Genomic DNA, 13,259 nt, shown 5'->3' with positions numbered 1-13,259 from the left:
AAAGAAAAAAGCCCTGAATCTTCGCAGGGCTTTATTTTTTAACCAATAATATCAAAATTTTGGATGATTACTGGCAGGTTGCCGCGCCAATATCAACCCATACTGCTGCAACACTCGGTACATCACCTTTAGTCCAGTAACTCGCCTTCCAAACACGACCGTTATAGCGAGTAGTTTGACCGCCGTTATACACCACACCCGCATCCCAACCGAGATCAACTTGGCTGAGTAGCTGCCATTGGTCTGCGGTGCGAGATGGCGTATTGCCCTGAGTCCAATACTTTGCTTTCCATACCAACTGACTATGACTCACAGTATTACCCGTGTTGTATACCACACTGGTTTGCCAAGCAGTATAGTTACCGGCATTGGGATCGGTTGCATCGCATCCACCGCCGACCACTTTTGGCGTCACGGTCAGATTAGTCGATGCGCTCGCATCTAAGGCACCATCGGAAACCAGCACGCTCAAACCATAGCGGGTCGCTTCGGTAACATTGGGGCCAGTAACCACTAACGTGGCACTATTTTGCCCGGTTGCCGACACGCCTGCGGGCACAGTCCAAGCGTAGGTTAAGGCATCACCATCTGCATCGGAGGCATTCGCCACTATACTGACGGTTTTACCCGCTTCAACTGTCGCAGTCGGAGCCAGAGTCACTACAGGTGCTTGATTAGGCGTATCAGCCTTGTTCGTCACCAGCACAGTATCGCTGGCAAATAGCCCTTCAGGATCGGTGACTTTAAGGCTAAAACCATAGGCGACATCGGTTTGGGTTGCTCCCAGTTGAATAGTCGCATTCGCCATATCTGCATTCGCGATGGCAACACTTGGCCCAGAGACTTGAGTCCAGAGATAGCTTAAGGCAGCGTTTTCAGGATCGCGCGAACCGCTACCATTGAGCGTCACATCGGCGGGACCTGTGACATTCACATCCACGCCAGCATTGGCAATGGGCGCTTTATTCACTGGCGGAGTGGTGCCTTCACCATGGCCTAAACCTTCGTGCATGGCATTCAGAATGTCACCATTATCGGCATCAAGTTCCCACGCAAAAAGCCCACCAAGTTGATTAGAAAGCACATATTGCCCCTTGGCTTTAACTGAACGAGCATCATCGAAAGTGATTAAATCGCCAGTAGATGCCTTGAACAAAGATGGCGCCTCGGCCGTTTCGTCATAGCTGTAAGTCCAACCACTTCCCATGTAATCGTTCGCTATCTGACGATAATCCACCACACCAGCTTCCCAAGTACCTTTTACTTTGCCCGTTGCCGTCCCTGTAAAAGGATTATTACCACTGTAGCCATTCACACCTGTCCAGCCGCGGCCATACATAGCGGCACCGACCACAATTTTCCCTGGGGTCACACCTTGGCCTAACAGCGCATTAACGCCATTAGCTGTGGTGTAACGGGTATTGGGATCCCAACTCGCTTCATACAGATTGGTTTGATGGCCGAGTTCAGTATTAGTCCAACCACCATTAAAGTCGTAACTCATCAAGAAGATGTAATCCATGTACTGCTGAGCAGCCTGATAATCGACTTTTTGAATTTTATCGTCACCAGCACTAATGGCTGAGGTCAGCTCATAGGTACGACCCGTTTCGGCGCTTAGTTCATCAAGCATCGCCCGCAGTTCACGCATCAGAGTCACATAGGTTTCACCGTCATTGGCATTACCTAAATTTGGGTTAGCGCCATTCCCCCCTGGAAATTCCCAGTCGATATCAACGCCATCGAAGAATTTCCATGTCTGTAGAAACTCTTTCACCGAAGCGACAAAGATATCGCGCTTGGTTTTATCACCGAAGAAAAAGAAGGGATCCGAGAGGGTCCAACCACCGACCGAAGGTAAAATCTTCAAATCTGGATGTGCTTGCTTAAGTGCCATCAATTGACCAAAGTTACCTTTGTAAGGATCTGAATGCTCACTCACTCCCGCCTGCGGTATTTGAATCGCTGCCCAAGGATCGTGAATCGCAACTTTAAAATCACCACGACCACTACAGGCACGTTGCAACGCTTCGAAACTGCCTTCGATTTCTTTCAAGCTATCATTGATGCCATCACCACCACAAATTGGGGTAAAGCCATATAAAATATGGGTTAAGTTTTGCGCAGGTATCTTATCGACCGGGAATTTACGGCCGTATACGCCCCATTCGACAAAGTAACCTCCCACCACTTTGCCTGATTTATTAGCATAGGGACGGTTGTTTTCTTTTAGGGGAGCATTGAGTGGCACTAAATGGCTGCCGTCGGTATCAGCCACCAGGATTTGTTTAGCATCGCTCGCCGTACAGCCATCACTGTTACACAGTTGTACTTGCATCTGATAACGGCCGCCCTTGTTCACCTTAAAGTTAGCGGTTCCCGACGCGCCAGATGGGCCTTCCCAAACCACATTGCCGTTGAGCAACACTTGGGCTTTATTGCCCACATCGCCACTCCAAAGGTTCCAACTGACGGAGACATCGGCGGCATCTTTCACCGTAACTAATTGATTGTAAGCGGTAGCCGCTTGATTCACTTCAATAATAGCGAACTTAGTTTCGCCCCAACCTAAAGTCGGTTTACCGGGCGCCGCTGCAAAAACGCTGGCACTGATGGTAGATGCCAGCGCTGATGCCACTAGCAAGGCTGATGTTGAAATTTGAGTCTTGAACATGAGATATCCCTATTGAATTTTTATATGAATCAATAAGGCAAACAAAGCGTAGACAGGAAACAGCACTCTCTTAAAACCATGCAAAACGACTGACAACTGCACGAAGAAAAACCTGTGGTATCCCCGCTATCATAGGTACAGACGAACCCTTAGACCGGAGGCTTTGCGTCCCAGTTTTTCAACTGGTTTGCCTTTTACACACAATGACAACGTTGTCATTGCAAATATCAGCATAAGCGTAAGCGCAATAAAATTGCAACAAAATATTATCAACTGTGTTATTGGCTAAAATCGCAAATAGAACTAGGCATCTGATAATAAAGGAATTATGCAAATTAAACTATCGCTAATATTTACTTTGGGTAATGAGGATCATCTGAATACTTTAAGAATAAAAAAACAGGACTCGATATGCCAAAGGCATCATAAGTCCTGCTTTATATTTCACAATTTACGTCGCTTATGCAGCTAAAACTCAATCACTAAACATTCATGGCGCAAACCATTGTCGAACAACATGATGATCCTTATGCGCAGGGCATTTATGATCCTTATGCACGGGGTTATTTATGATCCTTATGCACGAGGATAGTCCCTTGCGAGCATCACTGATAAACCGCGGCAAACCAAGGTTTCCATATCATCGACACGATTGATTTTCATCTCAGCTAAGGGCGCGCTCAATGCCATTTGCTTTAAGCTTTCGAGGCAGCCTTTGTAGTAAGGAGCGCTATTCATCATACCGCCAGCAAGCCAAATTCGATTAGGATTAAATAAATTAACCGCCCACGCTAATCCCATGCCGAGATAACTGCCCGCGCGATATAAATCATCCTGAGTGGAGATTTTGCGGCTGCGCACTGAATCGCCACTGGCCAGTTGCTCTAAACTAAACTCGCCAGATTCTGTCATCACGCGACAAGGCCCCAACTCCCCCGCCACGCCAGTCGCTCCCGTAAAGACTTGTCCATTAAAGGCAATAGACATACCGATCCCAGTGCCGCACATGACCAATAACTCACAGGCATATTTGGCATCACAAGTCGCTTGCATACCCGCATCGATATCGTTGCAGATAAACTTAAGCTCACCCTGGGTTTTGACTGTATCGAAGCTCAATCCATTGAGTCCAGGTAAAGATTTACAAGAAACCAAACGATTATTTTGTACCAGTCCAGGTACGGCAATCGCTAATTGGTAATGCTGTAAATCATAATCACGTTCAAACGCCGCGATTTGATTATTTAACTCTTCAATTTTAAAACCTTCACCTGTGGGGATTTTATATTGTTCTGTATGTCCCGCGAGATGAAGTTCGAACAGGGCTTTGGTACCGCCCACATCTATTGTTAGTATTTGCATCGCTTACTCCACTGATACATGTGCCCCACTCTGACCCCGAGTAGAGATGGCAAATGTTAGCATAGGGTCCAAATGTTAGCGATTGAATAAAACTTAAGTTGCTAATTTTTAAGGAACAAGTCCTAATTAAAACATGACCAACCTTTTATTTAATTCACTTTTCATGCTCAAAATCACATAAATAAATTAACAACAAACCCCATAACCTCAAGCGTCTTACCTGCACAAATTCACGATTGTATACAAAATCCTTTATTCGCGACCCTTGCATCTAGCACGCTAGACTTGCGATAATCCGAGCCGGTTAAAACTCAAATCAACATAAACCCAAGCTACCTGAAGATACGAGTTTCAGAGCGCCTAGGGTGCTTCAATTCAAGGCGTATCAATGACAGAATGTCGGCTACCTTTTGAATTGATGCAACACGGAAGTGAAGTGCCCTAGACGCTCCGTCCCGGCGGTTTTTAACGCACTTTATACTGCGTTGGTTATTTTTAACTTAGCCCACTAGGTCTGCAAATAACCGCAATCGCCATGAATGGCGTGAATGCCATTAATGCAGGAGCAATTAATGGCCTTGCCTAAAGTGCGTTAAATTACCGCTGAATCCTGCATCTTCAGGTTGTTTGGGTATAAACCATTCATCCTTAGTCGATCTTCGCCTACCGACTCGCATAGCATGCCAGTCTCAATTGGAGCCCTTATGTCACAATCAATCGCTAACCGTCTCGGTGCTATTCGTAACGAATTAACATCTGCTAATCTCGATGCTTTTATTATTCCCCGTGCCGACGAATATCTGGGCGAATATGTGCCAGCACATAACGAACGTTTGTACTGGGCAACCAACTTTACCGGTTCGGCGGGTATGGCTATCGTATTGAAAGATAAAGCCGCAATATTTACCGATGGCCGCTATACGGTTCAAGTTCGTTTGCAAGTCGATGCCACACTTTTCAGTTATGAAAGCCTAACCGATACACCACAAATTGAGTGGTTATGTGACACGCTACCAGCAGGGTCTCGCGTTGGTTTCGATGCGCGCTTACACACCTTAGCTTGGTATGAAAATGCCAAAGCAACCTTAAATAAATCCCAAATCGAATTAGTTGCAGTTGAACAAAACCCTATCGATTTGCATTGGCAGAATCGGCCAGCACAGTCGAACGCGCCTATCACTTTGTTTAGCAACGAGAGTGCTGGTAAAACCAGCCTGCAAAAACGCATTGAAATTGGTGCATTAGTAAAAAAAGCCGGTGGTGATGTCGCCTTAATCGCCGCCTTAGATTCTTTCTGCTGGCTACTCAATATTCGCGGCAATGATGTACCGCGCCTGCCCGTTGTACTCGGCAGTGCCCTGCTCCACGCCAATGGTGATATGCAGCTTTTCACCGATTTAAGCAAACTCCCAGAGGGCATTGAGGAGCATGTTGGCGCTGGCGTAAGCTTTAAGGGCGAGGCATCTCTTGCCGATACACTCGCCAGCATGCAGGATGTAAAACTACTGGCCGATCCGAATTCTGCAAACGCTTGGGCACAAAACATTGCCCGTGAGGCAGGAGCAAAATTGATAGCTGGAATCGATCCTGTCGCTTTACCTAAAGCGCAGAAAAACGCCGCAGAACTGGCCGGCATGCGTGCCTGTCATGTCCGCGATGGCGTCGCAGTGAGTCGATTCCTTGCATGGCTCGATGCCGAAGTGGCGGCCAATCGCATGCACGATGAAGCCACCCTTGCGGATAAATTGGAAAGCTTTCGCCTAGAAGATGAGCGTTACCGCGAGCCAAGTTTCGACACGATTTCAGCTGCCGGTCCTAATGCCGCTATGTGCCATTACAATCACAACAATGGCACACCAGCCATGATGACAATGGACAGCATCTACTTAGTGGATTCTGGCGCTCAGTATATTGACGGCACCACAGATGTGACCCGTACCATTGCGATAGGTGAAGTGACCGATGAGCATAAAAAAATGGTTACGCTGGTGCTAAAAGGTCATATTGCCCTCGACCAAGCACGATTCCCGAAAGGCACCTCAGGCCAGCAGCTCGACGCTTTCGCCCGCCAATATTTATGGCAATATGGTTTTGATTACGATCACGGTACAGGCCATGGTGTGGGTCATTTTTTAAGTGTGCACGAAGGTCCACAGCGCATAGGTAAAAATGTCAACGGTATCGCATTGATGCCCGGCATGGTGCTTTCCAACGAGCCGGGTTACTACCGCGCTGAGAGTTTTGGCATTCGCTTAGAAAACCTCGTCGTAGTGCAACACTGTGAAGCACTTAAAGGGGCTGAGCGTGAGATGTATGAGTTCGATGCGTTGACTATGATCCCTATGGATGCGCGCCTTATTGATAAGAGCCTGTTAACGCAAGGGGAAATAGACTGGTTTAATGCTTATCATCAGCAAGTATTCAATACACTTTCTCCGTTGATGTCAGGGGATGAATTGGCTTGGTTAACTCAAGTGACTAAAGCAATTTAGCACTCCGTTGATAAGTAGCAATTTAAGTCGTTATTTTAGTCACTTACGCGCTATAAAATAGAACGCCCAAGGCAATTAGCATTGGGCGTTTTTTTAGCGCTATCAGTGTGTTTTAAAACCCACGTCTTATTTCAAAACCATGATTTCAAAACACGACTTAAAAACATGAGTCGCTAAACCATAGTAGGTTGTGCCATCGGCTGATAAGCATCATCCAGCGATGCTTTAGACAACACTTCAAAGTCCTGATGAATTGCCATAAAACAATCGACTAATTCAGGGTCGAAATGCTGACCTTTGCCTTCAATAATTAAGTCAATAGCCTCTTGATGGCTAAAGGGCCGCTTATAACATCGGGGAGAAGTCAGCGCATCATAAACATCAACTAGGGCCACTATCCTTGCCGAAAGCGGAATATCTTCACCTTTCAAACCAAGGGGATAACCACTACCATCCCACTTTTCATGGTGACCCGAGGCAATATCGCGACCCATCTGAATAAAAGTACATTGGGGCGCATATTCCAACAAACTGCGTAGCACTTGTCCCCCGATCACAGGATGAGCTTTAATTTGCTCAAACTCCTGCGGCGTTAATTTACCCGGTTTAAGCAAAATCGCATCGGCAATACCGACTTTACCTATATCGTGCAAAATGGCCGACAAACTAATGTCTTGAATATAATCTTCGTTCAATTCTGCAGGAGGATTGGCGGCCAGTAGTCGCTGCGACGCAAGCATTTTCGAATACTGCCGCATACGTAGCAAATGCGCGCCCGTTTCGTTATCTCTGTATTCGGCGAGTTTAGCTAAGCCTAATACGGTAGCTTGGCGTGATGCTAAGGTTGAATCGAGTGCGTCAGCCAACTTACCTAATAAATAAGTGATGGTTAACGTCAACATGGCATTGGTCACGATAAAATTGACCACCACAACGGCCCAAATACCGACGCTATAACCTTGGGTTTCAGGCCAATTGAGCCAATTAAAATGATAGGCAAAACCAATCAATACCAAACTTAGCCCATTCAAACACTGGGCATATAAGCTGGCTCGATTTCCTAAAAAAATACCGACTAACGGCGGGAAAATAAATAACCAGAAAAAACCAGCTCCCGAAGGGCCAATCGCAATTAAAAAACCGATGCCGATAGCAAAACCCAGCAAGCAGCCACAGCCAAAACGCGTACTATCAGCAAGCTTAGGAAAATACAGTAAAAGCAGTAAAAACAGATAAGCCAGCGTATCAAATACCACCATAAACCAGAGATCGGCGATGACGCATAAATACACACTAGTGATATATACAGGCACGCAGAGAATCGCTAGAAAGCCAAATAAACGTTCAAAGTTCAAACGTCGCCAATGTGGCAGTGCCGCCGCTGTTCCCAAGGACGCTGTGGCTAATTTAGTTACACCACGCCTAAGTGATATCGCCATGGGAAGTTCCTCTTATGTAGCATTCCCGCTGTGAGCTAATGAAGTAGAAGAGCAAAATCAAGATACACCGCTGAAGCAAGGAAAAATAAGCCATCTTTTGTTGCCCATTAAAGAATAGACTAAGGCCAATAAAGCGCTCCATGAATACTGCGATATCAAGCCGAATCAACGACATTAGCCCAATATCATCGAACATAATTTATATTTAAGATGAATGACAAATACCCACTCAAGACATAAAAGAATAACCCTATACAAAATACTAGAATTAACGATTTAACAGGATAAACGCTCGTTTAACTCCACATTCTCGCTACTTAAAAACTTTATATATTGCAATAGCTTATAAATACGACGAACGATTGATTTTCACCAGTCAACCATGAGAAACCGCTCTCCTATACCCACACAAAAATGATACTCTTATCACATAACAAGCTTACTCCGATGAGAGTCAGCACAATAAAATTCGCGCCTAACACCGCGTCCTGAACCCTAATGAACCACATCGGCCCTGAATGGACACACTAAATGAGCCAGAGTAACGCCTCAGCGAATAAAATAGTTAATACACAGAGATCAGATCAAGAAATCCGCTTAACACCACAAGATGAACTCATTTCCACCACTGATACTCGCGGTATCATCACTTACGTTAACGCCCGTTTTGCCGAAGTCTCAGGCTATAGCGATCAAGAATTGATTGGCAGTGCACACAATATGGTGCGCCATCCGGATATGCCGAGCGCCGCCTTTAAAGAAATGTGGGGAAAACTTAAGTCGGGCCAATCTTGGCGCGGCATAGTCAAGAACCGCTGTAAAAATGGTGGCTTCTATTGGGTTGATGCCTTTGTTTCGCCCTTGTTTGAAAACGGCACTATTATCGGTTACCAATCGGTGCGCATTCAGCCTCAAGCCGCCTACGTCACGAAAGCTAATGAGATTTACCAAAGACTCAAATTAGACAAATCCATTCCTAAACCCTTAAGTTTAATGCAAAAACGTATCGTATCTGCGGTTGTAGCCTCCACAGGTTTACTGATCGCTGGCTACTTTTGGGGCTGGGGCGTAATTATCGCAGGGGCGATTCTGATGAGTTTAAACCTCGCCATTTTCTACGATGAGGCTTTTCGTATTCCCGCTAAACTGATTGAAATGCAAACCAAATATGACTCTATCAGTCGTTACATTTACTCGGGTGCAGATACCTCTTCTATCCTCGATTTCCAGCTCATCATGCTACAGGCCAAAATGAATGGCGTACTTGGGCGTACCCAAGATCAAGCCAATCAATTACATGCCATTGCCGATCAATTAGTGGTCGCGACCGAGCAAACCTATGTCAGCCTAGATCAAGAGAAAAGTCAGCTAGAACAGCTCTCTGGCGCGATGGAAGAAATGAGTTCAACCATCACAGAAGTGGCGCAGAATACCCATCTCACCTCTACCAGCATCAATACCGCCTATGATCTCTGCCTTAAAAGCAGTGCCAACATGAAGGCCAACACTCAAAAAATGGAGCAACTGGCAAAGTCTGTTGCCGATGCAACCAACAATGCCCATCAATTAAATAAAGAAGCCGAGCAAGTCGCTAATGCGATGGGCGAAATTGACTCTATTGCCGAGCAAACTAATCTCCTCGCCCTCAATGCCGCGATTGAAGCTGCCCGTGCGGGTGAACAAGGCCGTGGGTTTGCCGTGGTCGCCGATGAAGTACGCGCTCTATCGAGCAGAACCCAGCTATCGACTAACAGTATTTCTAAGAGTGTCGATAAGATGTTCACTATGCTCAACGCATGGGCCAAAGAAATGGAACAAAGCCGTCAACATGCGGAGCGTTGTGCCAGCGATATTCAACTGTCCGCCGACAATGTAAACACCATTTACCAAGAAGTGAGTGATATCCACACCTTTGCCCAACAAAATGCAGTGGCAGCCGATCAACAGCGTCAAGTGGTCAATGAGATCGCCAGTAATATTCACTCCATCACCCATGCCAGCGCCGAGAACTTAGCCGCAACCCATCTGATTGGTGATGCAGCCCATCTTCTTAAACACAATGCCGAAAAAGCCCTTGGCCTGAGGCGCACCTTCGGTTAAACATAAATACAAGATCCAAAATACCGCAGCCTAGGTTGCGGTATTTTCTAATATAGCGAGCTTTAATCCGTATTGTTGAGTCCATATTTTACTCAACCCTTGTATAGATCAATAAGACCTTGCCCACCTGAACCAGTACTAAGCCTTTTATCCCCTCCTGATGAAATGATGCAGATAAAATGCCAAAACACTAAAAAGTACAGGTTTTAACCGAAATTTTTGCTATACTCCGCGCCCGCCATTTTTCTTATAAAATCTGTGTGGAAGAATGAGCCAGCCGATACACCTCTCTCCTTTAGACAAGTGATAAAGAGGCTAGCGGCGCTTGAATGTTTGAATAAGTGAACGATAGGAATCCAAAATGAGATTTGAATCTTTTAGTTTTTCCCCCGAGATTTTGCGCGCTATCTCAGATTGCGGTTATCAACAAATGACGCCTATTCAGCAGCAAGCGATACCTGCTATCCGCCGCGGCCAAGATGTCTTAGCCAGCGCCCAAACCGGTACGGGTAAAACCGCCGCTTTCGCGCTGCCGATCCTGCAAAAGATGGTTGAAAAGCCAAGCGAAACGCTAAAGTCAAATGCCCGCGTATTGATCCTTACGCCGACCCGTGAGCTTGCAGCTCAAGTGGCTGACAACGTTACGGCTTACTGCAAATACTTAAACTTCAGCGTCTTAACCATTTACGGCGGCGTAAAGATTGAGACTCAAGCGCAAAAGCTGAAACGCGGCGCCGATGTGATTGTTGCCACCCCAGGTCGCTTACTTGAGCACCTTACCGCCTGTAACTTAAGCCTGTCGAACGTCGACTTTTTAGTGCTAGACGAAGCCGATCGCATGCTCGACATGGGCTTTAGCGCCGATATCCAAAAAATCCTTCAAGCGGTAAATAAGAAACGTCAAAACTTGTTATTCTCGGCCACTTTCTCAAGTGCGGTGAAAAAACTTGCCAACGACATGATGGTTAAACCGCAAGTGATCAGCGTTGATAAACAAAACACTACAGCCGACACCGTTAGCCAAGTAGTTTATCCGGTTGAACAACGCCGTAAACGCGAACTGCTTTCTGAGCTTATCGGCAAGAAAAACTGGCAACAGGTATTGGTATTTACTGCGACCCGTGAAGCCGCCGATACGCTAGTCAAAGAATTAAACTTAGATGGTATCCCATCTGAAGTGGTCCACGGTGAAAAAGGCCAAGGCAGTCGTCGCCGCGCACTGCGTGAGTTTGTGGCGGGTGATGTTCGGGTGCTGGTTGCCACCGAAGTCGCCGCCCGAGGTCTGGATATCCCAAGCCTTGAATACGTAGTCAACTATGACTTACCTTTCCTCGCAGAAGATTATGTACACCGTATCGGTCGTACAGGCCGTGCAGGAAAAACAGGCGTAGCCATTTCATTTGTGAGCCGCGAAGAAGAGCGCACGTTAGCCGATATCGAAAAATTGATTGGCCAACAGATTCGCCGCGTCACTGTGCCAGGTTATGAAGTTGGCAGCCGCGAATTGCTATTAAAGCAATTGCAAACCCGCCGCAGTTTTGCCAAAAAGCAACAAAGAACCGACAACGTCGGCGCTCAAGTTGCTGCTGAGAAAAACATGCAGGGCCGCCGCGTAAAAATGAAAGTTGGTCAAGCACCGAGCAAGGCAAAAAAACTTAAGTAATTATCCGTTAATTGATATTATCAGTGTTTGCCAATATTGATAAAAAAGCGATTTTAAAGCGTCCATAACCGGACGCTTTTTTATACTCACTCAATAATAACCTTGGTAACCTTTATCTCACCGTATTATGTTACCCAATAACGCTTGAAGCCTTGTTTCATTTATACTATTTTCGCCTCGCCACCCCGCGAGAGGAAGTATAATATCCGATCGAGTACTTCCTGGGTACTTCACACTACAGATATCGGTAAAATGGGTGAATCCATCATATAAAGGTTTTACATAAGGATTTGGCATAATCCCCAATTCAGCCAATACCATTAATTGTCCGCGAAAACTATATTTCTCATAGTTAGGAATAATTTTAGCTTTCTTGATGCGCTGTTCTAATTTTCCGGGTGTTTCATCTTGAGGAGCTTGACGGATCATATTGATTAACGATATCAATATACTGATATCCTCTGGTGTAGGAGTACAAGGTGCAATGGCAGTAAATTCTTCTAATTCAACAAGATTACCACACCACCTTTCATTCCATACACTCCCGGCATAGCAACTGAATATTTTATGTCCTTTTTCTATCCAAACATTTCTTCTTATAGAGCAAACGGGACAAACATCTCCTTCGCTGACCATTTTATGTTCGGGAACCGCTTGAGCGAACAAATAACTTAATATGGGTTGTCTTCCTCTTGGAAAACTTGAAAAGCCACATATATATGCCGAAATCAAATTCTCAATCGATAAGTGAGGATGCTCAAGCAACATTTTATAAGCATTAATACATTCATCATGACTATATTTGATTATCTGATTGACAGGATAACCACTTTGTTCAAGTGTTAGTATTTCTGCATTAGATAAACCGTCATTAGAATAGTGTGTAGTCCCAGACTCACAATCAAACTGGTCCCCATTATCTATTCTTTGCATATATCCATTTTCGTCTTTGATATAAGACTTTTTAAAATAGATTTTCTTTAATATTTTAAATAATCCCTTATCCATTTACAGCTCCCGTGATTGAATATTGAAGTACAATACAATTTATCGATGACCACGTTAAACGCCACCATAGCGCTCCAAATACTTCACCATTTTTTGACTCGTGGCGGTATAACTCCCTATATGAAACTCGCCATGCCAATGGGCCAGCTCAACAGGAAGGTGACCTAAGTTATTGGCATGATGGACATCGGCCCCAGCTTCAACCAGTAACATGAGAATATCGAGTAATTGCAGTTGGCAGCAATGCAATAAAGCCGTCATATTTTGTGAGTCGATATATTCGACATCAACACCCAGTTTGATCAACTGTTTTACGGTAATGATATCGTGTTTTACCACTGCATCAATTAAGGCTTGCCCCATCAGCTTGTCGTTCACTCGTTTTAACCACTCCAACACTACGCTGTAATCGCGATAAAATCCAAATGGTTACCGTTATAAATATCTCACCAACCAACCCCATCGGTATCACATTGGTGCAATCATCTGCATTGGCTTGTAAGAATGTTCGGCAATTGCCG

8 protein-coding genes and 1 riboswitch are annotated in these 13,259 nt (G+C 45.4%); of the genes, 3 read left to right on the top strand and 5 right to left on the bottom strand.

The window, feature by feature from the left end; all coding sequences use genetic code 11:
- Positions 1–67: 67 nt before the first annotated feature.
- Both L5L97_RS04260 and L5L97_RS04255 read right to left on the bottom strand, forming a co-directional pair.
- On the bottom strand, positions 68–2,674 hold the full coding sequence (locus L5L97_RS04260) for a glycosyl hydrolase family 18 protein (RefSeq protein WP_263181242.1): 2,607 nt from the start codon (positions 2,672–2,674) through the stop codon (positions 68–70).
- 113 nt (positions 2,675–2,787) lie between these two features.
- Positions 2,788–2,876, bottom strand: a riboswitch (cyclic di-GMP riboswitch).
- Positions 2,877–3,250: 374 nt separating this feature from the next.
- A complete protein-coding gene (locus tag L5L97_RS04255; protein ID WP_212600785.1) occupies positions 3,251–4,036 on the bottom strand; it encodes an ROK family protein in 786 nt (261 codons plus the stop codon).
- 704 nt (positions 4,037–4,740) lie between these two features.
- Between L5L97_RS04255 and L5L97_RS04250 the strand changes: the two genes are divergently transcribed.
- Complete coding sequence (locus L5L97_RS04250; RefSeq protein WP_263181241.1) at positions 4,741–6,528, top strand: aminopeptidase P family protein; 1,788 nt, start codon at positions 4,741–4,743, stop codon at positions 6,526–6,528.
- A gap of 173 nt (positions 6,529–6,701) precedes the next feature.
- On the opposite strand, the gene L5L97_RS04245 is transcribed toward L5L97_RS04250, so the two are convergent.
- The gene (locus L5L97_RS04245) at positions 6,702–7,967 is read right to left on the bottom strand and encodes an HD-GYP domain-containing protein (protein ID WP_263181240.1); all 1,266 of its coding nucleotides are present in this window, start codon (positions 7,965–7,967) and stop codon (positions 6,702–6,704) included.
- 531 nt (positions 7,968–8,498) lie between these two features.
- Between L5L97_RS04245 and L5L97_RS04240 the strand changes: the two genes are divergently transcribed.
- Positions 8,499–10,067: a methyl-accepting chemotaxis protein gene (locus L5L97_RS04240; RefSeq protein ID WP_173497556.1), complete on the top strand. Its 1,569-nt coding sequence runs from the start codon at positions 8,499–8,501 to the stop codon at positions 10,065–10,067.
- Positions 10,068–10,428: 361 nt separating this feature from the next.
- Complete coding sequence (locus L5L97_RS04235) at positions 10,429–11,730, top strand: DEAD/DEAH box helicase (RefSeq protein ID WP_028761337.1); 1,302 nt, start codon at positions 10,429–10,431, stop codon at positions 11,728–11,730.
- 117 nt (positions 11,731–11,847) lie between these two features.
- Here the strand turns inward: L5L97_RS04235 and L5L97_RS04230 are convergent, their stop codons facing one another.
- Entirely contained in the window at positions 11,848–12,738 is an 891-nt protein-coding gene (locus L5L97_RS04230; RefSeq protein ID WP_263181239.1) for a hypothetical protein, read from the bottom strand.
- Between the two features lie 54 nt (positions 12,739–12,792).
- The gene (locus L5L97_RS04225) at positions 12,793–13,116 is read right to left on the bottom strand and encodes an ankyrin repeat domain-containing protein (RefSeq protein ID WP_263181238.1); all 324 of its coding nucleotides are present in this window, start codon (positions 13,114–13,116) and stop codon (positions 12,793–12,795) included.
- Positions 13,117–13,259: the final 143 nt, after the last annotated feature.

Origin of the sequence: Shewanella sp. SM71, assembly GCF_025653905.1 — a bacterium.
Taxonomy (GTDB): Bacteria; Pseudomonadota; Gammaproteobacteria; order Enterobacterales; family Shewanellaceae; genus Shewanella; species Shewanella oncorhynchi.
This window is presented reverse-complemented; position numbering and strand designations above follow the sequence as displayed.